Below are 21,895 nucleotides of genomic sequence, written 5' to 3'. Positions count from 1 at the left end.
CGCGCCACACTCGACAAGAGACACATCAATGAGCGACTACCTCCCCGTCATCGGTATCACCATGGGCGATGCCACAGGCATCGGCCCCGAAGTCATCGTCAAGAGCCTCGCGCATGACAGCGTTCGTGCGCAATGCCGCCCGCTCGTCATCGGCGACGCGCGCCGGCTGGAAGTGGCCGGCCGGCTCGTCGGCTCCCCGCTCAAGCTGCGCGCCATCCAGGCCCCGGAGGAAGCGCGCTTCCAGTCCGGCACCATCGACTGCATCGACCTGGGCCTGATCCCGGAAGGCCTGCCCTTCGGCAAGCTGTCCGCCGTCGCCGGTGATGCCGCCTTCCGCTACATCGAGCGCGCGGTGGCGCTGACCCGCGACGAGAAGATCGATGCGATCTGCACAGCGCCGCTGAACAAGGAAGCCCTGCACGCGGGGGGTCACAAGTTTCCCGGCCACACGGAAATGCTGGCGTACCTGACCGGCACCCCGGAGGTGTCGATGATGCTGGTGGCGCCGAAGCTGCGCGTGATCCACGTCACCACGCACATCGGCCTGCTCGACGCCATCCGCAAGATCGAGCCGGGGCTGGTCCAGCGCACCATTGAGCGCGGCCATCAGACGCTGCAGCGCGCTGGCATTGCATCGCCGCGCATCGGCGTGTGCGGCATCAATCCGCACGCCGGCGAGAACGGCCTGTTCGGCCACGGCGAGGAGGCGGAAAAAATCATCCCGGCGGTCGAGGCCTTGCGCGCGCGCGGCCGGGACGTGGAAGGTCCGCTGCCCGCCGACACGCTGTTCTATCGCGCCGGCCGCGGGGACTTCGATCTGGTGGTGGCGATGTACCACGACCAGGGCCATGGGCCGGTCAAGGTGCTCGGCCTGGAGGCCGGCGTCAACATCACGGTGGGCCTGCCGGTCATCCGCACGTCGGTTGATCACGGCACCGCCTTCGACATCGCCGGCAAGGGGATCGCCGACGAACGCAGCCTGCTGGAGGCGCTGCGCCAGGGCGCTGAGCTGGCCACGCGCCGCGCCTGAGCCATCGGCGCACGCCGGGGCTGCCGGCTCCTGTAAGATCGGGGATCGTTGAGGATCCCCCATTTTCATTTCGCCTGCCATGAAAGCCGCCGACCGCCGCCGCGCCATTCTCGAACTCGTGCTCTCGGGCGAGGTCGCCAATGTCGAACAGTTGACCGGCAGCCTCGGGGTATCCGTGGCCACGGTGCGCCGCGATCTGACCGCGTTGGCTCGCGAGGGTCGCATTGTGCGGACCTATGGCGGCGCCGCCGCGCTGATGCAGGTGGGCGGCCACGAGCCCGAGGCTTCGCTTGAGGAGCGCAAGTCGCTGCAGCGTGAGCAGAAGGAAGCCATTGCCCGCCTGGCGGCGAGCTTCGTGCAGGACGGCGACGCCGTGCTGCTCGATAGCGGCACCACGGCCGCCGCGCTGGCTCGGCAGCTGGGGGCGCGCGAGGACCTCCATGTCTATACCACCAACCTGCTGGCCGTCACCGCGCTCACCGGCCTGCCCGGCATCCGCGTGACGCTGATCGGCGGCGACGTGCGCCCCTCCAGCATGGGCACCTTCGGTCCGCTGGCCCAGGTAACGCTGTCGCGCATCAGCGTCGACAAGGCGTTCCTTGGCGCGGACGGCGTGGTTGCAGGCGTGGGGCTGTGCGAAGCCAGCGCGGAGCAGGCCTACCTGAAGGAGTGCATCGTCCGCCAGGCGGCCGATATCTTTGTGCTGGCCGACGCTACCAAGCTGGGCCGGGCACAGCAGCAGCACTGGACGCCGCTCGACCGCGCATGGACGTTGATTACCGATGCGGCGGCCACGGCCGAGCAGTTGGAACCGTTCCAGGCATTGAAGCAGGTACGTGTGGCGGTCGCCCCCGACTGATTCCCCGCGCGCAGCTGCTGCTGAGAAGCGCTAATTCTGCGAGCGACGCCCCGTCAGGTGATCGCGCCAAGCTGCCAGGGAACGAACTCGTTCTGGCCGTAACCGTGCAGTTCGCTCTTTGACCGCTGTCCCGAAGCCGTCGCCAGCATCAGGCGGAAGATCTCTTCCCCAAGCTCGTCGATCGTCTGCGAGCCATCGATCACGGTGCCGCAGTTGATGTCGATATCCTCCTGCTGGCGCTGCCACAAGGCAGTATTGGTGCCGAGCTTCAGGGACGGGGACGGTGCACAGCCATAGGCGGAGCCGCGCCCGGTGGTAAAGCAGATCAGGTTGGCGCCGCCGGCCACCTGCCCGGTCGCCGAGACCGGATCGTAGCCAGGGGTGTCCATGAAGACCAGGCCAGCCGCCTCCACCGGCTCTGCGTAGCGGTATACGTCGACCAGGTTGGTGGTGCCGCCCTTTGCCACGGCACCGAGCGATTTCTCCAGGATGGTGGTGAGCCCGCCCGCCTTGTTGCCGGCGGACGGGTTGTTGTCCAGGCTGGCGTTCATGCGCGTGCAGTAGGCTTCCCACCAGCGGATCCGGTCGAGCAGCTTGTGCCCGACTTCCGGCGAGACGGCACGGCGCGTCAGCAAATGCTCGGCGCCATAAATCTCCGGCGTCTCCGACAGGATGGCGGTACCCCCGTGCGCCACCAGCCGGTCGACGGCTGCGCCAAGCGCGGGATTGGCGCTGATGCCGGAATAGCCGTCGGAGCCGCCGCATTGCAGTCCGACCACCAGGTGGCTGGCATCGACGGGCTCGCGTCGCACCCGGTTGGCGTCGGTCAGCATCGCCTTGATCTGCTCGATGCCTGCCGCCACCGTACGGGCCGTGCCGCCGGTGGCCTGGATGGTCATGGTTTTCAGCGCGGCGCCGCGCGCCAGTCCCTCGCTGTCGAGCAGGCCGTCGATCTGGTTGGTTTCGCAGCCCAGCCCGACGATCAGCACGGCTGCAAAGTTGGGGTGGCGCGCATAGCCCGACAACGTGAGCCGCAGCAGCGCCAGGCCTTCGCCTTCGCCATCCACCGCGCAGCCTTGCCCGTGCGTCAGGGCCACTACGCCATCCACGTTCGGGTAGTCTGCCAGCGCATGCGGATTGAGCTCGCGCCGGAAATGCTCGGCGATGGCGCGTGCCGCGGTGGCCGAGCAATTGACGGAGGTAAGGATGCCGATGTAGTTGCGCGAGCCGACCCGCCCATCGGCGCGAACGATGCCCATGAATTGCGCGCGCTGCGCCGCGACCGGGGCAGGGCGCTTACCGGTGCCAAACGCGTAGTCGCGCTCGAACTCGCCGATGGCCAGGTTGTGGGTGTGGACGTGCTCGCCAGGCGCGACCGGGCGAGTGGTGAAGCCGATGACCTGTCCGTAGCGGCGCACTGGCGCGCCAGCCTCGAGTGCGCGCACTGCCAGCTTGTGCCCTGCGGGCACCAGGCCGCGTACCACCAGGCCTGAGCCGAGGCGCGCGCCTGCCACCAGTTGCGCACGCGCGATGACGACATCGTCATCCGGATGCAGCCGTATGACGGGTTCGGCGGCGGTTGCTGCTTCCTGTTCCAGGACGACGCTCATGCTTCGGCCTCCAGATCGTGCGCGCCTTGCAGCGCGGCGCGTGTCGGCACGCCGTCGACCAGGCGCGGCAGCTGCCACGGGTTACGGTCGCGCAAGGCCGGTGGGAGCACGGAATCGGGATAGTTCTGGTAGCACACCGGGCGCAGGAAGCGCTCGATGGCAGCGCTGCCGACGGAGGTGCCGCGCGCATCGGTGGTAGCCGGGTAGGGGCCACCGTGGACGATGGCGTCGCTGACCTCCACGCCGGTCGGATAACCGTTGAAGAGCAAACGGCCGACCTTGCTTTCCAATAGCTCGATCAGCGCGGCGTGGTGATGGAGGTCACCGTCGTCGGCCATCAGCGTGGCCGTAAGCTGGCCGCGCATCCGTTCGGCAAAGGCCAGGAAGTCATTTTCGGAATCCAGCGCGACGATCACCGTCGACGGGCCGAATACCTCCTCCTCCAGCGGACGATTTTCCGCAAATAGCACGCTGCGATCTGCCTTCAGCAGATGTCCGCCAATGCGGCCGTCAGCTTGCTTTGACACCAGGACTTCCACGCCGGGGACTTCGCGCAAGCCGGCCAGCCCGCGCTGGAAATTCTCCCGGATGTCGGCGCCCAGCATGGGCTGCGGTTCGGCCAGCGCCAGTGCCGTGCCAAGTTCGGCGACGAACGCATCGAATGCCGGTGAGCGGATGCCAAGCACCACCCCCGGGTTGGTGCAGAGCTGGCCGCAGCCGAAGGTGACCGAGGCCGCCAGTTCGCGCGCAATCTGCGCGCCGCGCGCGGACAGTGCCGAGGGCATCAGGATCACCGGGTTCACGCTCGACATCTCCGCAAACACCGGAATCGGATCCGGCCTCGAGTGCGCCAGATCGAACAAAGCCCGGCCCGCAGCCAGTGATCCGGTAAAGCCTACTGCCTTGATGTGCGGCGTCCGTACCAGTGCCGCCCCGGCGGCTGCGGTGCCGAACACCATGTTGAAGACGCCCGCCTGCGCACCGCAGCGCGCGATCGCGCGTTCGATCGCATTGGCAACGTATTCAGACGTGACCATGTGGCCCGGATGCGCCTTCACCACCACCGGGCAGCCCGCTGCCAGCGCCGAAGCCGTGTCGCCGCCGGCCACCGAGAATGCGAGCGGGAAATTGCCTGCGCCGAAGACCGCCACCGGACCCACGCCGACGCGGTACTGCCGCAGGTCGGGTCGCGGCAGCGGCTGGCGCGCAGGCTGCGCGCGGTCGATGCGGACATCGAGGAAGTCGCCGCGCCGTACCGTGGCCGCGAACATGCGCAGCTGATTGCTGGTGCGCTTGCGCTCGCCTTCCAGCCGCGCCGGCGGCAGGGCGGTCTCGCGGCTGGCCGCCGCGATGAACGCCTGGTCCAGCGCATCGATTTCATCGGCAATGGTCTCCAGCAGCGCGGCGCGTTCGGCCGGGCTGGTGGCGCGCAATGCGGGGAAGGCCTGGTGCGCGGCCAGCGCGGCTGCTGCAACTTCGGCTTCGGTGGCTTCCTGGAAGCTGACCGGGTGCCGCTCGCCGGTCACGGCGTCGATGCTGAACAGCGGGGTGCCGGCAGCACGGCGTTCGCCGCCGATGTAGTGAAGTCCGAGGATGGTCATGTCAGGGTGTTTTGGTGCAGGGAATACGGGACACAGTCAGGCCGCCTCGGAGGAACCAAGCCGCAACGTCGCGGTGCGGCGGGCCCGTGCGCCGATGCTCATCAGCAGCAGCACACCGACCACGCCCGCGATGGCCAGGGCCAGCATGCCCGCTTGCTGGCTATGGAATGCGGATTCGACCGCGGTCTTCAGCGTCGGCGCGATAAAGCCACCGAGATTGCCCAGCGCACCGATCAGGGCGATGCCGCTGGCCGCGGCGGTGCCACTCAGGTACGCGGTGGGCAGCGTCCAGAACAGCGGCTGGACCACGACAAAGCCGACGGTAGCCAGGCAGAACGCCATCAGCACGGGCGCCAGTTCGTGCCCCAGCGTCGACAGTGCGATGCCGGTGGCCGCCATGGCGAGCATGGCCATGGCGAATTCCCGTTGCTTGCCCCTGGCATCCGCGATGCCGGTGATCAGGCGCAGGGAAACCAGCGCGCACAGCCACGGAATCGCGGTGAGCAGGCCGACCTTGGCACCGATCGCTGTGCCGGTCAGCTCGGAAATACGCGTCGGCAGGTAGAAGATGACGCCGTAGACGCTGACCTGGATGGCGAAGTAGATGGCGACGAAACGCAGCACTTGCCAGTTGCCCAGCGCGCTCAGTGCGGTTGCCGGGCCATGCGCGGTCTTCTGGTTGTCTTCCGCGGCGATAGCGGCTTCGAGCGCAGTCTTCTCGTCGGCGTTCAGCCACTTGGCATCGCGCGGCTTGCTGACCAGGTAGAAGAAGGCGATCACGCCCACCACGGACGCCGCCAGGCCTTCGATGATGAACATCCATTGCCAGTTGCGCAGGCCCAGCTGGCCACCCATCACATCGAGCAGCAGCCCCGAGACCGGCCCGCCCAGCACCAGTGCCACCGGCAAGCCGAAGTAGTAGACGCCGAGCGCCTTGCCGCGCTGGCTGGCAGGGAACCAGTAGGTCGAGTACAGGATCACGCCCGGCGAGAAGCCCGCCTCGGCGACGCCAAGGATAAAGCGCAGCACGTAGAACGAGGTCTCGTCATGCGCGAACATCATGGCCGCCGACGCCAGCCCCCAGGTGACCATGATGCGGCTGAGCCAGACCCTGGCGCCGACCCGGTGCAGGATCAGGTTGCTGGGGATTTCGAAGACGGCATAGCCGATGAAGAAGATGCCGGCGCCAAGCGCATAGGCCGCATTGCCGATATTGGAATCGACCATCAGGGCTTGCTTGACGAAGCCGACGTTGGAGCGGTCGAGCATCGACAGCGCGAACATCAGTGCAAGGAAAGGCGCGAGGCGCAGGCGGGCCTTGCTTACCGCGCTTGCGAGCGGATCGCGGTTGGCAGCTTGAGTCTGCATGGGTTTGTCTCCGGTACGAAGCCGCGCCGCGGCCTCATGTCATGGATTGCGGCATCCCCGTCTTTTGCTTGCGCGAGGGTTGCTGCGGTGTTCAGGGCGGGGCGCCGTGGCGCCCGTTCAGAAATCGCCGTTCAGAAAGTGGTGTGGCCACGTGCGGCCAGGTTGGCCATCAGGGCGCGTACGCCGAACGTCCACGGAGTGATACGGTCGCTGCGGCCCACGCGGTTGACCAGGCTGCCGAGCTGGCGGCTGGAGATGGTGACAAGATCACCATCCTTGTGGGTGAAGCCGCCGCCCGCGGTGTCGCGGTCTTCCACCGGCGCGAACAGCGTGCCGAGGAACAGCATGGCGCCATCAGGATACTGGTGGGTCGCCCCCATTGCCTGCTCGGCCAGCTCCAGCGGGTCGCGCGTGATCTGGTCCATCGAGCTGGTGCCGGACAACACGAAGCCGTCCAGGCCATCGACGCGCAGATCCACCGTCGCCCGCCGCACGTCGTCGAGCGAGAAGCTCTGGTCGAACAGGCGCAGGAACGGACCGATCGCGCAGGAGCCGTTATTGTCCTTGGCCTTGCCCAGCAGCAACGCACTGCGGCCCTCGAAGTCGCGCAGGTTGACGTCATTGCCCAGCGTGGCGCCGAGCACATCACCGCGGCTGTTGATGGCCAGCACGATCTCGGGTTCCGGATTGTTCCATGCCGAGCCGGGATGCAGGCCGATTTCCGTGCCGGTGCCAAGCGCCGAAAGCAGCGGTGCCTTGGTGAAGATCTCGGCGTCCGGGCCGATGCCCACCTCAAGGTATTGTGACCACATGCCATGCTCGATCAGCAAGGCCTTGAGTTCGCCCGCCTCGCGGGAACCCGGCCGGATCCGGGACAGGCGCTCGCCCACCAGCGCCTGGATCCGGTTGCGGACCTCGGCGGCGCCTTGCGGGTCGCCCTTGGTCTGCTCTTCGATGACACGCTCGACCAGGCTGCCGGCAAAGGTCACGCCTGCCGCCTTGATCACCTGCAGGTCGCATGGCGCCAGCAGGCGGGCCACGCTGTCGCTGCCGCGCGGATCGGCCGTGTTGGCCAGCAGGTCGTCGAGCTTGCCGATCCAGCGGCCGGGCGTATTGTGCACGACCGTCACCGGGTCGCCCTGTTCGAGCAGGGTGCTCATGGTCGGAGCGACATCCGATATGTCGAATACCCCATCCGGCCGCAGGACCACGACAGCCGGGCCGGCCGGAGCGCCGTCACTGGCCGGGATCCATGCGCGGCCGACCAGCGTCCCCGCCAGCCCGTCGGCAGGAAGCGTTTGCGTTGCGCTGAGCGTGAGCGGCAATGCCATCGATTGTCTCCACCTGATGTTGTTGTCATGAGCGCCGCGACCACCGCGGCGTCGGGTGGAACTCTACGTGGCAGTCCCATAAACATCCAATCGATAATTGGGTAGAATCGATTCCGTTTAGTTATTGATTCAGCCGGGTTTACCCCTTCATGGCCAGACAGACTGCTTCCGCCCCTTCCGCCGTGCTCGCCAAGCTGCGCTTCCGGCACCTGCAGCTGTTGGATGTGCTGGGACGCAGCCGCAACCTGCGCATCGCGGCCGAGCAATTGCATATCACCCAGCCGGCTGCCACGAAGATACTGAGCGATATTGAAGACACCCTGCAGGCCAGGCTGTTCGATCGCTTGCCAAGGGATATGCGCCCGACCGAACTGGGCGAGTTCGCGCTGCGCTACGCGTCGACGGCGCTGGCCGAGCTCGGCAAGTTTGTGAGCGAGCTGGAAGCGCTACGGGCCGGCGGGCACGGCCACCTCACCGTTGGCGCGATTTCGGCGTCGGCCGCGCAGGTGGTGACCACGGCGATCCGCGAGATCCTGCAGCAGCGCCCGCGGCTGGTCGTCAAGCTGATCGAGCAGAGCAGTGACCAGCTCGCCGTCTGGCTGGAAGACCGGAAGCTGGATATCATGGTCGGGCGTCTGACCGAGCCACGGCACCAGGCGATCTTCGATTTCGAGGCACTGTCGCCAGAGCCGGTATGGGTCGTCTGCCGGCCGGGACATCCCCTGCTGGACAGGCCCAGGCTGGAAATTGCCGACATCGGCGCATGGCCGTGGATCCTTTACCCGCAGCTCACCGCCATCCGGCAACTGTTCGATGAAACCATTGCGGCGGCAGGCATCCAGGGCCTGGTCGGCATGGTGGAAACACCGTCAATCTTTTCCACCCTGGAACTGCTGCAGGCGACGGATATGCTTTCGCTGCAGCCGCGCGCCGTGGTCGAGCGCTTCGTCGCGGAAGGCATGCTGGCGCACGTGCCGGTGCCGATCCGGCGCGCCATGTCGAGCTACGGCATTGTCACCCGCAAGAATGAGCTGCCGTCGGAGGCCATGCTGCAGTTCATGGCGGCACTACGGGCGGCGGCCCGGTGAGACGGCACGGGGATCGGAGATAGCAGGCGGGTCGGATGCGCTGGCCCGGTGTAGACGTGAATATTGCTCCCTGGTATTCGACATGTCCGTGGCCCTCGAAAGCGGCAACGGACCGTCATCAGCCAGGGCCCATGCACGCACCAAGTTCGCTCAGCAGGTGAGCGAGGCTGGCCTGGCTGCCGGTCTCGGTCTTGTTGAAGATCGCTTTGAGCTGGCTGCGGGCAGTCTCGTGGCGGATGCCGAGCCGCGCGCAGGCTTCGGGCAGCCCGATGCCCGCGGTGAGCACGGTCGCCAGTCGAACCTCGGATGCGGTGAGGCCATACAGTTCGCGTAGCACGCCCGCCAGCAGGGGCTGGGGCGGAGCAGCGCCGACCTCGCGGACTGCAACCAGGGCGGCGGGGCGCTGCCATCGGCTGGCCAGGCGATGGGCCGGCGGCAGCGGCAGCACGATGACGCTTGCGCTGTGCCCGCTGCCGTCACGGGCATGCGCGGCCTGGGCCGGCATGGCCGCTTCAGGGCTGCAGGCCGCAGCCAGCATCTCCCGGAACGGCCGGCTCAGGCACCAGTCGTCATGGCACGCCCGGGCTCCGGGCTCACCCTGCTTGCCCGGCAACAGCCGCCTCACCCAGTGTTCGCCACGGGCATTGCTGAGCAGCACCTTGCCGTCGGGCGCGACGACGATCAGGCCAAAGGGGAGTCGCTCCAGCACTTGCGCAGAGAGCTCACCGAGCATGGTGACGTCCAGCGTGCGCTCGCGCAGGCTCAGTGCCTGACGCAGGTGCGGGATGGCCCAGCCTAGCCGGCGCGCGTCGTCAGCGTGGAACGGTTGTTGTCCGAGCGGCTTTTGCAGCGACAAATAGATTTCGCGGTGCGGCTTGCGCTCGACCAGGCAGCCCATGACGGAACTCAGATTGAACCCGTGCATGAACTCGCTATAAAAGGGCAGCCGGCTCATATTTGCCAGGCCCAGGTCGCGCGAATCGATATACCAGTCACCCACCGCCATCTGGCGCGTGTATGTCCGCGACGGGTCCTCGGCCTGGTAGTGGTCGTTGTAGGCGTCGACCAGTTCCTGGTTCAGGGCATGGATCTCGCTGACCCGCAACCGCTGGCTGAGCGCGTCGAACTCCACCAGCGCGGCGTGCATGCTTTCACTGGCATCGCGCAGCAGGGCCAGGCTGGACTGCCAGGCGGTTTCGTCAAGGATGCCCTCGTACAGACCTCGTATGGTCTGATGCATCACTTCTTCTTTCATCGCGCTCCCCCTGGGCGCCTGCGCCGCGCACCTGCCGGGGGGTTTACCCCGCGCGGCCTGATTGCCCGCCTTGCTCTGTCTGACTTGTCCCCCATTCGGGGGGATACAAGGACAATACGAGATCCGCCACGCCCGTACTTGCGGTTTCTTGCGAATAATTCTGGGGAGCAGGCTTGTGCGTCGGCTGTCAGGTCAGGCTTGCCTGGCCTGCACATGCGCATTGCGGCGGAAATCGCTTGGCGATGCCCCGCTGAACTTGCGGAAGGCAGCGAAGAATTGTGTGTAGGAATCGAACCCGCTTGCGGCCGCCACATCGGACAGGGACATATCGGGGTGGCGCCGTATCAGTTTGCGCGCATACTCGACGCGGCAACTCAGCACGTATTGCCAAAGGCTGACCTGGCGCGTCTTGCGGAACATCCGGCACAGGTGGAAGGGGCTGATATGAACCGCTGCGGCGATCGCGTCGATGGTGAGCGGCTGAGACAGGTGGGCGAGGATGAAATCGTCCAGCCGCGCCAGCGTGTGCCTGGACAAAAGGCCCCGTTGCCCTGCCAGAGCGCTTGCGTCCTGCCTCCCGCCGCCATAGAGGAGGCCCACGCGCAGGCTGATGGCCAGCAGCAAGGATTGGTCGAGCAGGCTGCCGCCCACGCTGCCGCCCCGCACATGGGCGTCCAGCGCCAGCACCAGTTGCACCAGGCCATTGTCGGCGCCGCCGGCGAAGTCCGAGCGCAGCTCGGGCGCGCTGCGTTCGTGCGTCTGTTCATGCGCCAGGACAACGGCATCGGGCCGCACGGAAAAATAGATGGCATCCAGCGGGGCTGACCAGGCGCTGGAAAGCGCATCGCCTGCGGCGCGAAAATAGACCTGGTTTGGCGCCATCGCCCCGTCCAGGCACCGCCCGTTGACGTGCCAGCGGATCGCGACGGGATGCCGGCCGATCGGGACGGCCAGGCAGTGCACGGGCATGACCGTGGTGTCCAGGGCGCCGGCGGGCAGCAGGTGGCGCTCCAGTACAAAGCCGTCCCAGTGAGAAGTCGCGCTGCCATAGCGCGGCGTGGTAGGGATCGCTGGCATGGTGCCGCCGGCCGTTGTTGCCAGCAACTGGGTGCGTGGAGGAGTCTGGCCCATGGTTGGCGCGGGTCAACCCGCTCCCAACATCGCGGGCAAGGCGAGATATACGGCATTTTTCATCTTTTTGTACCGTCACCTTTCGCTACTGCCTTGGCGGCAGGTCGTGCGCTATGTGTGGAGCGAGTATATACAGCTTGTGGTCGCTTTAGCGGTTTGGTGGCGTTCCAGCAAACTGCCGCTTCCGACCCTGAGCAGCCTCTCGACTACTGCAGGGGGCGGCTTCGGCAGTCGAGGGGGCCGGGCCTTGCAGCAAATTGCCAACAGTCTGGGCGGCCCGGTTTCGAGTTCAACCCTTCTTTTGCCGGATCAACTGCATCAGCTCCTCGCGGTCTGCTTCCAGAATGGACCGGACCGACGTTGAGGGCCGGCGCCTGGCTCGATCCATGAAGGCTTCCGGCAGGAAGTAGTCCGACAGCGCGTCCATGCGTTTCGGCCCGAGGCGGTTGCCCAACCACTCGGCCACATCGCTATCGAAGAACGGGAAGTTCTTCTTCGAAGGCCGATGCACGGCGATCGCCCTCAACTTCGTGGTGTTGATGATGTCTGATACGTCGCCGTCGAAGCTGAGCACCTCCGCCACATAGAAGTCCACGTGAGGAGCCTGGTCAGGAGTGACGGAGGTCAAGGCATCCAGGGCGCGAGGAATGTACATGTCCCAAGCGCAGTTTCTGATCAGCGCGAGGGGATCGGCATGGTTCTGGATGGAATTGAGCTTCCTGGAGATCCTTGATCGGTTGCTGCGAAGCAGGATGTCACCGCAGACGATCAGCTCCCGTAGCATGATTGTGGACAGTTCTTCGTGCATGTACTCGACCAACTGCGCCAGCTTGTGCTCCTTGGCCTTGTTGGAACTCAGCTCGATGATCCGGCTCCGAACCAGGATCGCCTCCATCAGATCGAGCTGGTCCTCCAGGCCGGCGAAAAGCCCAGCCTTCAGGTTCCGTTCGAATTCCGCCATCAGGCCGGTGGCAAAATTCTCTGCACTCTCACGGAACTCCGCGCGGAAGCGCCGACCCCATTCCGCAGTCAGCTTGCTGCCGGAGGACGACAGCGCATGGATCGCGGCTACTGACTCTTTGCATCTGGCGACCGTCTCATCATTCCAGGACCGGAGCGACTCCCACAGATAGAGATAGGGGTTGAGCTGTTGCAGCCTTGGTCCGATCTGGTTGATCAGATCAGCCCGGTTCAACGCTTCCGGAGACGGGTTGTCCTGGTAGGCGATCTTGCGAATATAGGTGGCCGCATTGGAGTCTACGAACATGGCCGAGCCGCCGTGAAAGCCCATTGGCCCGGATTGCGAGACAAATGGCGCGTCCATCAGCCATAGCGATTTCCCGCGGAATACAGACGTCGCAACGCCGGCGGGGCCTAGTGTCCGATCCAGCAGCTTGATGGATCCGGCGTTGCTCTCCTCCGCAAAGAGGATCTGCCATTCTTCCAAGGCGGCCGCGTTCTTCTCGAACCGGCGGTGGGCTTCCAGCGCATTGGGAGCCGAACAGATTTCCTGCACCAGTTGCTGGTCGGAGAGTTGTTGGGACGGTGTTGGTTCGGGAGATGCGGACATTGGGGAGGTCGGGAAGAGGTGACTGGCGGTCATCAGAACCGTTCCTTGCACAGAGTCTTCAGCGTGCGCACAAAAGTCGCCATGGTAGGTGAGTCACCCGCACCCTGGCGCCGGTAAAGCGCCACCGGCGGCAGCGGCCACTCCAGGTCGCAGGGCACGCTGGCCACGTGCGCGCGGGTGGACAGATCGTGCGCCACGTCGGCAGGCACGATGGCCACCATCGACGGGTTGCGCTCGATCATGCGGCCGACGATCTTGAGCGAATGGGTTTCGATGGCCGGCACCGGTGGCTCTTCGCCCACGTGCAGGAACAGGTCCAGCACCGAGGCACCCAGCGCCGTTCCCGCGGGCGGCAGGACCCAGTCCATGGTGGCGAGCTCGTGCCAGTCCAGCGCGCGCTTGCCCAGATGCCTGGCAGTCTTGAGGTGGCACACCAGCGCAGGGCGCTGGCGGAACAGGATGTCGCAGCGCAGGTCACGCACCTGTGCCGCGCCGCGCGCGCGTGCCACCACGCCTTCGAGCCTGTGCTCGCGAAGCAGCGCCAGCAGGCGGTCGCTACTGGCTTCCTCCACCGAGAACACGAACGGCCCGACCTGCTCGCGTGTGTGCGAGAGCGTGTCGCACAGCAACTGGCCGGACAGGTAGTGGATCACGCCGATGCTGAGCCGCTCGGTGAAGCCCAGGCGGGCTGCGGCCATGTCGTTGGCCCAGTCCTGCAGGTCGACCAGCAGGCGCGATGCGCGCGAGATCGCGATGCGCCCCACCGGCGTGGGCGTGACGCCACCGCGTTGCCGCGTGAACAGAGCCGTGCCCATCATGGATTCGACCTCGGCCAGCATCTGCGTCAAGTAGGGCTGGGTCACCCCCCATTCCTGCGCTACGCGGGAAAGCGAGCCGTACTCGCTCAGCGCGACCAGCAGGTTGAGCTGGCGCGCCTTCAGGCGTGAGCGCATGCGGCCCAGCGTTTCAAGGGCCAGGGCGGTGAGTCGGTCGGGCATAAGTATTTACTTATCCTGGTATCAAGATATCTGCCAATACGTTTATGCCAGATCACTACAGTAGTGTCTAGACATCCGTCACTCACACACCACAGGAGCCTCCTAGATGCCTGTCATCGATGTCCACACCCACATCTTCACAAAGCCCTGGCTGGAGCTGCTCAAGCGCAAGGGCGGCCTCTACAACATCCAGCAGCGCCCCGACGGCCAGCACGAGGTATTCCGTGGCGACACGCCCGTGGTCATCCCACAGAAAGGACACTTCGACTACGATCTGCGCATCCAGCACATGGACGCGGCCGGCATCGATATCTCAGTCATGTCGCTGACTTGCCCCAATGTGTTCTGGGGCGACGAGGAAACCAGCTGCGAAGCGGCGCGCGAATCCAACGATTCGCTGGCGCAGGCGCAGGCCGATCACCCGAGCCGGCTGCGTTGGTTCACGTCGCTGCCGTGGGAATACCCGCAGCGCGCGCTCGACGAGCTCAAGCGCACCTGCGACAACGGTGCGAGCGGCGTCATGGTGCTGGCCAACATCGCCGGCCGCAGCCTGACCGACCCGGCCTTCGCACCCATCTGGGCCGAAATCGACCGCCGCGCGCTGCCGGTGCTGGTGCACCCCACCGACCCGCCGGGCGCCGACCTGATGGACATGACCAAGTTCGACCTGAGCTGGTCGGTGGGCTTCATGTTCGACACCACGCTCGCCATCACGCGCATGATCTTCGAGGGCTTCTTCGACCAATACCCCAACCTCAAGATCATCGCCTCGCATGCGGGCGGTGCGTTGCCCTACCTGGCCGGCCGTTTCGGGAAGGGCCACGAGGTCGAGATCCCCCAGCGGCGCAAGATGCAGCGCACGCCCATCGACTACCTGCGCCACATCCACTACGACTGCATCTCGTACAGTCCGGCTTCGCTGGAGTTCCTGATCTCGGTCGTCGGCGCCGACCGGGTGATGTTCGGCACCGACTGGCCGCACCAGGTTCACGACACGCGCGGGTCCTTCGCCAATACCGAGCGGCTGCCCGCCGCGCAGCGCGACGCCGTGCGTTCGGGCAATGCCATGCGAGTATTCGGTTTCTGATCGACTTCGGCTGACCAAGGAGACTCTCAGCATGTTGAAGCGACGCGTTTTCAATCGGGTGGCTGCAACCATGGCGCTGGCCGCCGCGCTGCCCATGGGCGCCCTTGCCCAGGACAAGCCCCCCCTCAAGCTGCTGGTCGGCTTCGCGCCCGGCGGCTCGGTCGATGTCGTGGCGCGGCTGCTGGCCGAGCGCCTGCGCCTGCCGCTCGGCCAGCAGGTGATCGTCGAGAACAAGCCCGGAGCTGGCGGTCGCCTGGTGCTTGGGGAAGCAAAGCGCGCGCCGGCCGACGGCAACACGCTGGTCATTTCACCCAGCGGCGCGTTGGTGATCTCGCCATGGCTCTACCACCTCAACTACGACCCGGTGAAGGACTTCACGCCCATCGCGCGCGTGGTGACCTTCGACTTCGCGGTGACGGCGGGTCCGGCGGCGCCGGCCGGCGACATCCGCGCGGTGCTGAACTGGCTCAAGGCCAACCCGGCCCGCGCCAACTACGGCACTTCGGGCGCAGGCACCGTGCCGCACTTTGCGGGCGTGCTGCTGTCGCAGGCCTCAGGCGTGCCGCTCACGCACGTTGCCTACAAGGGCGGCGCGCCGGCAGTGTCCGATCTGCTGGGCGGACAGATTCCCATCATGGTGGACACGATATCGGAGACGATCGAGCATCACCGCGCGGGCCGCCTGCGCATCCTCGCGGTCACGGGTAACGCGCGATCGCCGGCGCTGCCCGACGTGGCCACGCTCAAGGAGTCCGGAATCGACGCCACAGCTGAGGCCTTCGTCGGCCTGTTCGCCCCGGCAGGCCTGCCGGCCGACAAGGTCAAGCGCCTGTCCGACGCGATCGCCGAAGTGCTCAAGGCGCCCGATCTCCAGGCGCGCATCCGCGAGATCGGCCTGAATGCGAACTACGCCGGCCCGCAGCAACTCGGCGAGACCCAGGTCGCCGACCTCAGGCGCTGGGAGCGGCCCATCAAGGCATCGGGCTACAAGGCCGAATGATGTTGCCGCCGTGCAGCATGCAGGGGCTGGCCGCGCTCGTGGGCCGGCCGGTCCCGCACAGGCGGGTCAATCGTTTCCTTCAGTCCGAGTCGAGCCGGCGACTGGAACGTAAAGCGCAACAGGGCTGACCGCCAGGTGATTGGCATATCCACCGTTATCAGTTCGATGCATGATGGCCTGTCGGCCGACGCATGACCTGAATTTCCGGCCCAGTACGGCATTCGCAGGAACTTGCTACATTGCTGACTGCTGGCGAAAACAGCCCCCTGCTGCTGCCGCGCTCACCGCAAACCGACAGACCAAGGAGACATCGAATGCACACCGCACTTCAACTTCGTTCGCAAATCAAGAGCAGCGGTGAACTCGAGCTGTCGCTAGACAGCATCGACACGCCGCACCCTGGTCCGGATGAAGTGCTCATCCGCATTGAAGCCTCCCCCCTCAACCCGTCCGATCTCGGCCTGCTGTTCGGTGCGGCCGACATGAGCACGGCCAAGGCCAGCGGCACGGCCGAGCGCCCCATCGTCACCGCGCGCGTTCCGGAAGGCGCGATGCGCAGCATGGCGGGCCGCCTGGATGCGTCCATGCCGGTTGGCAATGAGGGCGCGGGCGTGGTCGTCGATGCAGGCTCGTCCCCTGCGGCGCAAGCCTTGATGGGCAAGACCGTGGCTGCCATCGGCGGCGCGATGTACGCGCAGTACCGCTGCATTTCCGCGGACCAGTGCCTGGTCCTGCCCGAAGGCGCCACGCCTGCTGATGGCGCGTCGTCATTCGTCAACCCGCTCACCGCACTGGGCATGGTCGAGACCATGCGCCTCGAAGGACATAGCGCCCTGGTGCACACCGCCGCGGCCTCCAACCTGGGCCAGATGCTCAATCAGATCTGTCTCAAGGATGGCATCAAGCTGGTGAACATCGTGCGCAAGCAAGAGCAGGCGGACCTGCTCAAGGCACAAGGTGCGGTCCACGTCTGCAACGCCGCGTCGCCCACGTTCATGCAGGACCTCACCGAGGCACTCGTCGCCACTGGCGCAACGATCGCGTTCGACGCCACGGGCGGCGGCAAGCTCGGCGGCCAGATCCTCACCTGCATGGAAGCGGCCTTGAGCAAGACGGCCCGCGAATACAGCCGCTATGGCTCGACCACCCACAAGCAGGTCTATCTCTACGGCGGCCTGGACACAAGCCCGACCGAGTTCAACCGCAACTTCGGCATGGCGTGGGGCATGGGCGGCTGGCTGCTGTTCCCGTTCCTGCAGAAGATCGGGCGCGAGCGGGCCAACGCGCTGAAGCAACGCGTGATGGCGGAGCTGAAGACCACCTTTGCCAGCCACTACTCGAAAGAGATCTCGCTGGCCGAGGTGCTGGACCTGGACGTGATCGCCGTCTACAACAAGCGCGCGACGGGGGAGAAGTACCTGATCAACCCGAACAAGGGCCTGGCCGGATAAGTCACCGTGGGGCGCCTTGCGCGCCCACACCCGTGTCAAGAATCAGCCGCTGCGCCACAGCCGGCGGCGCGGCGCTGCCGGCCGGCAATGGGAGGGCGCTTTCCAGTTCCGCGGCGGTGTGGCAGCTCATCCAGGTGCTGCCCTGGCAGTCATCGCGCACCAGCACGCGCAGGGGCAAGTCCAGCGCAACGCTGCGTGCGGCGAGCATCAATGGTGCGTTCCCCGCCTGGCGTTGTCATAGATCAGCACCTGCGTCGCCGGCATTGCCAGCCCGGCGTTCCGTGCAGGCTATGACTTTGCGGGCGCGACGGACGCGCCCTCGATTCCGTGACGCCTGAGAGCGTCCGAAACGAAGCAGGAGGCCTTCATCTGCTCGACGAACCGCCGTAGCCATTCCACGGCTTCAGCGCTGCGGGCTATGGGGAGGCCCATGGCTTGCTGTATGACCATAAACCGGCCCGGCAACAACCTCAGGCCCGCAGTGCGCTTGGCATCTGCTTCCAATTGCTGTCGCACCCCTGCAGCCACGTCCGCGCTTTGCTCCAGGAATGTTTGCACAACGGCCGGGGACGTCGGCGCGCGCACGATGTGTGCATGTTGCAGCGTACGAGTGAGATAAAGATCGTAGGCGCTCCCTTTTCCTACCACGACACGGCGTCCGGCAAGATCGACCTCTTCGTTGGCCTTGACGGTGGATTCCTCCTTCACCAAATACGCGCCTTCGATCAGCACGTAGGGTTCGGAGAATGCGATGCCGGCCCCCCGGACCGGGTCGACGGCAAAGAATCCGAAGTCCGCCTGTTCGGCCGTGACGGCCTCGACCGACTTCCCCGCTGAGTCAAATACGACAAGCTCAAGCGGAACACCCAGGCAACTGGCAAGCTCACGGGCGAGGTCCACTGAAACGCCGAATGGATTGCCGCCGGCATCGAGGTTTGCCAGGATAGGGTTGCCTACGTTGATGGATGCGCGAAGGATTCCCGTCGGCGCAAGCTCCGCTGCGAGCCTTGCATATTGACTTGTCATGATGCTTCCGGCGTGTGCCATTTCAGTTCGTCTTTGCGTTGGCATGTCGATCCAGTAGCGCCTTCACCGCTGGATCCATGGCAATGCCCTTTTCGCGCTGACGCGCCAGCTTGTCGAGTTCGATCTCTCCGGGAACAATGACAGGCTTGCCAGGCTCCGCGGGTGCGCTACCGTGGAGGATCGCCGCAAAGTCTTGCATGCGGGCAGCCAGCCATTGGGCCGATCCCAGTCGCCGGGTATCAACCAGGATAAAGAAATGGCCCAGGTTCTGGGGCTGGTCGGGTGCATCGACCCACGACTTGACGTGAGTCAGGTACGCCGCATCCGACAGCAGTCCTGCGAAAAGATCGACCATCAGTGCCAGCCCATAGCCCTTGTGCCCGCCAATCGGCAGCAGGAAGCCATCGAGGGCAGCCTTGGGATCGGTGGTCCGTCGTCCTTGCGCGTCGGTAGCCCATGAATCCGGGATGGATTGTCCTGCCTTGAGCGCATTGCGAATCTTGGCGCGTGCGGCCACGCTCATGGCCATGTCCAGCAGGAAGTGGCGGCCGTCATGCCCCGGTACGCCGAAACCCAGCGGGCTGTTGCCCAGGCGTGCGTCGCTTCCACCCCATGGCGCGATGGTCGTCGTGGCGTTGCTGCCAATCATGCTGGCGAATCCTGCTTCCGCCGCAATGTAGCTGTACGGTGAAACTGGCCCGAAATGATTGCTGCCCCGGACGAAGGCCATGCCGATGCCGAGTTCTTCGGCGACTTCCATGGCGGCGCGCAGCGCCTTCATGCCAGCGAGCGGGCCGACTGCGTTGCCACCATCGACCTTCACCAGCGCTGGCGCGGCGCGCTCGACTGTAATGGTGGGGCGTGCCGAGATACCGCCGGACTGGAGCCGTTCGCCATAGGATTCAATGCGAGACAGTCCATGGGTGCTGAGCCCGAAGAGGTCTGCAAGTACCAGGATGTCAATGACATCGATGGCGTCCCCTTCGGTCAGGCCCAGGCCCTGGAACGCGCGCACTCCGAGCTGGCGGAGTTCGGCTTCGGATACAGTGATTCGATCTTGTTGCATGCTGGATATTCTCGGAAGACTTAGTTTGCCTGGATTCCCGCGCTGCGGATGACGGTGCCCCAGCGTTGTTGCTCGGCACGAATGAATGACGCAAATTCGGCGCTGCCCGCGCCGACAGGCGTGCTTGCGTCCTCGGCAAGTCGTTGTCGCACCAGCGGGGTGGCCAGGGCCTTGACTGCCTCGGCATGCAGGCGGCTGACCACCGGCGTTGGCGTGCGCGCTGGCGCCATCAGCCCAAACCATTGCGAGCTTTCAAATCCCGGGTAGCCTTCCTCGGCAATGGTGGGAACGTTGGGAATCGGCGCGAGGCGCTGTGACGATCCAACGGCGAGGATGCGCAGCTTGCCCGCCTTGGCGTGTTGCAGGATCCCCGCCAGGCCCGCCGATGCGGCGTCGATGTTTCCGGCGAGCAAGTCGGAAATCTGGGCGCCGGTGCCCTTGTATGGCACGTGCACAAGATCGATATGCGCAGTCTGCTTGAGCATTTCGAAGGCAACGTTGCCAGCGCTTCCGTTGCCCGCCGATCCATAGGTCATGGCACCAGGCTTCGTCTTGGCCTGGGCGATGAATGCCTTGATGGAATCGCTATGGACGGTAGGCCCCACCGCGAACACCATCGGCACTTTCGCCAGCAAAGTCACCGGCGTGAAGTCCTTCAGAGGATCGTAGGGAAGCTTGCGCATCATGGCGGGATTGACGGCAAGCGTGCCAACGTGGCCGAGAACCAGTGTGTATCCGTCAGGCGCTGCGCGTGCGGTCTCCTGCATGGCGATGACACCCTGGCCGCCGCCCTTGTTGTCCACCACGATCTGTTGGCCCAGATTCTTCGACATCTCTGCCGCGATGACGCGGGCAATGGCGTCCGAGCTTCCGCCGGGCCCATACGGGACAATCAGCCGGATCGGCCTGGCGGGTGTCCAGGTCTGCGCCTGTGCGGGAATCAGTGCAGTGGCTAGCGGGATCGCGAGGGCGGCTAGGGCGTTACGGCGCGACATGCGCCGTAACGGCTCTTGTACTTTGTTGGGCATTGTGTCTCCTGCTTGGTCAGGACAGTGTTTCGTTCCATCCATAGGGCGAATGATCACGCTGACCGGATTCCAGTGTAAAGTGCAAAGATCACAAGTATTCTTGCGTATGACACATGAATTTCGATTTGGCGGACTTGCGAGCGTTCCTGGCCGTAGCCGATCTGGGCAGCTTCAAGGCGGCATCCGATGCGATGTTCCTGTCGCAGTCGGCACTGTCGCGTCGCGTCGATAAACTGGAAGAAGCGCTTGGCGTCGCGCTGTTCACGCGGACCACCCGGAAAGTCGAATTGACTACCCTGGGCCGCATGTTTGTGCACAAGGCGCGAAACGTCATCAACGAGCTGGAAGAGGCCATGCTCGGCATCCAGACCGTTGCCGATCGGCTGTCGGGCGAGGTGACGCTTGCATGCGTACCGTCTGCGGTCGGGCATTTCCTGCCCTCTGTCGTGGGGCCGTATCACGAGCGCTATCCGGGGATACGGATCCGCATCATTGACGAGTCTTCCGGGGATGTCCTTCTCGCGGTCACGCGCGGCGATGCGGATTTCGGCCTGACCTATATCGGGACGCAGGAGCCTGACATCGATTTCTGCCCCTTGATTGAAGAGGCGTTCGTTGTCGCCTGTCGCAAGGGGCATCCGCTGGCGACGCGAAGAAGCGTCAAATGGAAAGACCTTGAAGGCTTTGACTACATTACGCTCGCGCAAGGCAGCGGCAACCGCTTCCTGATCGACCAGGCCCTTGCGCGGCTGCCGGTAAGACCGCGATGGTACTGCGAGGTAAATCATGTTCCCGCCTTGGTAAGCCTGGTCCAGGCCGACCTGGGAATCGGTGTTGTGCCTCGAATGGCTTTGCCGCCGAAGTCCAGCAGTGGTCTGCTTGCGATCCCGCTGACTGACCCGGTGATAACTCGAACGTTGGGATTGATCTCGCGACGAGGACGCCCGTTGGCGCCGGCCGCTCAGTTTCTCTTTGACATGCTTATCCGAAGAGGAACAGCGAAACCCTAGGCGCGTGGCACGAAGTTACTGCCGTGTCAGTGACCACCGGTGTCAGAGCACCCATGGTCACTCGGGAAGGAAGCGATGATCGACCGAGAATGGCCGACCCCAGGCACGTCCGGGCGCAGTTTGGCCTTGACGCCATCCACGTTCAGGCCCCCGACGTGATCCATGTGCATATGCGTAATCACGATGTCGGTGACCGCAGCCAGGCCTCGACCGTCGCACGTCTTGTGCAACCATCGTTGCAACCGATTGTAGGCAGCGGGGGCGAACGCCAGCAGCATCGCGAAGGCCCTCAGTATGTTGACCGAACGGCAACAATTGCTCCTGCGTCAGTACGAGCGCATGCGGAAATATCACGAACGCATCCACGCCATGCGTGGCATGCGGAT

The 21,895-nt window shown here is 65.3% G+C and carries 19 protein-coding genes and 1 pseudogene; 7 read left to right on the top strand and 13 right to left on the bottom strand.

What is annotated here, in order from left to right:
• Positions 1–28 precede the first annotated feature (28 nt).
• Positions 29–1,030 (top strand): 4-hydroxythreonine-4-phosphate dehydrogenase PdxA, encoded by a 1,002-nt coding sequence (gene pdxA, locus AC1Q6V_RS07990; protein WP_010812611.1) that lies wholly within the window; start codon positions 29–31, stop codon positions 1,028–1,030.
• Positions 1,031–1,109: 79 nt separating this feature from the next.
• Positions 1,110–1,889, top strand: coding sequence for a DeoR/GlpR family DNA-binding transcription regulator (locus tag AC1Q6V_RS07985; RefSeq protein WP_010812610.1), 780 nt, complete (start codon positions 1,110–1,112; stop codon positions 1,887–1,889).
• 53 nt (positions 1,890–1,942) lie between these two features.
• On the opposite strand, the gene AC1Q6V_RS07980 is transcribed toward AC1Q6V_RS07985, so the two are convergent.
• The 4 genes from AC1Q6V_RS07980 to AC1Q6V_RS07965 all read right to left on the bottom strand — a co-directional run bounded on the left by AC1Q6V_RS07980 (position 1,943) and on the right by AC1Q6V_RS07965 (position 7,799).
• On the bottom strand, positions 1,943–3,499 hold the full coding sequence (locus AC1Q6V_RS07980) for a UxaA family hydrolase (protein ID WP_454751344.1): 1,557 nt from the start codon (positions 3,497–3,499) through the stop codon (positions 1,943–1,945).
• Positions 3,496–5,100 (bottom strand): aldehyde dehydrogenase (NADP(+)), encoded by a 1,605-nt coding sequence (locus AC1Q6V_RS07975; protein ID WP_058698305.1) that lies wholly within the window; start codon positions 5,098–5,100, stop codon positions 3,496–3,498. Before AC1Q6V_RS07975 ends, AC1Q6V_RS07980 begins: the two co-directional genes overlap by 4 nt.
• 36 nt (positions 5,101–5,136) lie before the next feature.
• Positions 5,137–6,468, bottom strand: a complete 1,332-nt coding sequence (locus tag AC1Q6V_RS07970) for an MFS transporter (RefSeq protein ID WP_058698306.1) — start codon at positions 6,466–6,468, stop codon at positions 5,137–5,139.
• A gap of 131 nt (positions 6,469–6,599) precedes the next feature.
• Positions 6,600–7,799, bottom strand: a complete 1,200-nt coding sequence (locus AC1Q6V_RS07965; RefSeq protein ID WP_058698307.1) for a fumarylacetoacetate hydrolase family protein — start codon at positions 7,797–7,799, stop codon at positions 6,600–6,602.
• Positions 7,800–7,948: 149 nt separating this feature from the next.
• Between AC1Q6V_RS07965 and AC1Q6V_RS07960 the strand changes: the two genes are divergently transcribed.
• Positions 7,949–8,887: a LysR substrate-binding domain-containing protein gene (locus AC1Q6V_RS07960; protein ID WP_010812605.1), complete on the top strand. Its 939-nt coding sequence runs from the start codon at positions 7,949–7,951 to the stop codon at positions 8,885–8,887.
• 118 nt (positions 8,888–9,005) lie between these two features.
• Here the strand turns inward: AC1Q6V_RS07960 and AC1Q6V_RS07955 are convergent, their stop codons facing one another.
• The 4 genes from AC1Q6V_RS07955 to AC1Q6V_RS07940 all read right to left on the bottom strand — a co-directional run bounded on the left by AC1Q6V_RS07955 (position 9,006) and on the right by AC1Q6V_RS07940 (position 13,841).
• Positions 9,006–10,142 (bottom strand): helix-turn-helix transcriptional regulator, encoded by a 1,137-nt coding sequence (locus tag AC1Q6V_RS07955; protein WP_010812604.1) that lies wholly within the window; start codon positions 10,140–10,142, stop codon positions 9,006–9,008.
• Positions 10,143–10,334: 192 nt separating this feature from the next.
• Positions 10,335–11,105 carry a helix-turn-helix transcriptional regulator gene (locus AC1Q6V_RS07950; RefSeq protein WP_492316304.1) on the bottom strand — a complete coding sequence of 257 codons (771 nt, stop codon included), beginning with the start codon at positions 11,103–11,105 and terminating at the stop codon, positions 10,335–10,337.
• Positions 11,106–11,562: 457 nt separating this feature from the next.
• Positions 11,563–12,876 carry a hypothetical protein gene (locus tag AC1Q6V_RS07945; protein ID WP_454751342.1) on the bottom strand — a complete coding sequence of 438 codons (1,314 nt, stop codon included), beginning with the start codon at positions 12,874–12,876 and terminating at the stop codon, positions 11,563–11,565.
• Positions 12,876–13,841 (bottom strand): LysR family transcriptional regulator, encoded by a 966-nt coding sequence (locus tag AC1Q6V_RS07940; protein ID WP_010812601.1) that lies wholly within the window; start codon positions 13,839–13,841, stop codon positions 12,876–12,878. The genes AC1Q6V_RS07945 and AC1Q6V_RS07940 overlap by 1 nt, the downstream gene beginning before the upstream one ends.
• 106 nt (positions 13,842–13,947) lie before the next feature.
• Here AC1Q6V_RS07940 and AC1Q6V_RS07935 point away from each other — a divergent pair, with 106 nt between their 5' ends.
• The 3 genes from AC1Q6V_RS07935 (at position 13,948) to AC1Q6V_RS07925 (ending at position 17,379) form a co-directional block, all read left to right on the top strand.
• The gene (locus AC1Q6V_RS07935) at positions 13,948–14,928 is read left to right on the top strand and encodes an amidohydrolase family protein (protein WP_011616498.1); all 981 of its coding nucleotides are present in this window, start codon (positions 13,948–13,950) and stop codon (positions 14,926–14,928) included.
• A gap of 31 nt (positions 14,929–14,959) precedes the next feature.
• A complete protein-coding gene (locus tag AC1Q6V_RS07930) occupies positions 14,960–15,928 on the top strand; it encodes a Bug family tripartite tricarboxylate transporter substrate binding protein (RefSeq protein WP_010812599.1) in 969 nt (322 codons plus the stop codon).
• 314 nt (positions 15,929–16,242) lie between these two features.
• Positions 16,243–17,379, top strand: a complete 1,137-nt coding sequence (locus AC1Q6V_RS07925) for a zinc-binding dehydrogenase (protein ID WP_454751341.1) — start codon at positions 16,243–16,245, stop codon at positions 17,377–17,379.
• A gap of 1 nt (position 17,380) precedes the next feature.
• Here AC1Q6V_RS07925 and AC1Q6V_RS07920 read toward each other — a convergent pair whose 3' ends face one another.
• From AC1Q6V_RS07920 to AC1Q6V_RS07905, 4 genes are all read right to left on the bottom strand, one after another.
• Positions 17,381–17,587, bottom strand: a complete 207-nt coding sequence (locus AC1Q6V_RS07920; RefSeq protein ID WP_454751340.1) for a DUF302 domain-containing protein — start codon at positions 17,585–17,587, stop codon at positions 17,381–17,383.
• A gap of 80 nt (positions 17,588–17,667) precedes the next feature.
• Positions 17,668–18,405: an ABC transporter substrate-binding protein gene (locus AC1Q6V_RS07915; protein WP_011616500.1), complete on the bottom strand. Its 738-nt coding sequence runs from the start codon at positions 18,403–18,405 to the stop codon at positions 17,668–17,670.
• Between the two features lie 22 nt (positions 18,406–18,427).
• The gene (locus tag AC1Q6V_RS07910; RefSeq protein WP_454751339.1) at positions 18,428–19,471 is read right to left on the bottom strand and encodes an Ldh family oxidoreductase; all 1,044 of its coding nucleotides are present in this window, start codon (positions 19,469–19,471) and stop codon (positions 18,428–18,430) included.
• Between the two features lie 20 nt (positions 19,472–19,491).
• On the bottom strand, positions 19,492–20,499 hold the full coding sequence (locus AC1Q6V_RS07905) for a Bug family tripartite tricarboxylate transporter substrate binding protein (RefSeq protein ID WP_011616501.1): 1,008 nt from the start codon (positions 20,497–20,499) through the stop codon (positions 19,492–19,494).
• A gap of 113 nt (positions 20,500–20,612) precedes the next feature.
• Between AC1Q6V_RS07905 and AC1Q6V_RS07900 the strand changes: the two genes are divergently transcribed.
• Positions 20,613–21,509, top strand: coding sequence for a LysR family transcriptional regulator (locus tag AC1Q6V_RS07900; protein WP_010812593.1), 897 nt, complete (start codon positions 20,613–20,615; stop codon positions 21,507–21,509).
• Between the two features lie 104 nt (positions 21,510–21,613).
• On the opposite strand, the pseudogene AC1Q6V_RS07895 reads toward AC1Q6V_RS07900, so the two are convergent.
• Positions 21,614–21,721, bottom strand: a pseudogene (locus AC1Q6V_RS07895) (MBL fold metallo-hydrolase); the annotation flags it as partial.
• Positions 21,722–21,895: the final 174 nt, after the last annotated feature.

Source organism: Cupriavidus sp. GW823-FHT07B10, from assembly GCF_058794355.1.
This window is presented reverse-complemented; position numbering and strand designations above follow the sequence as displayed.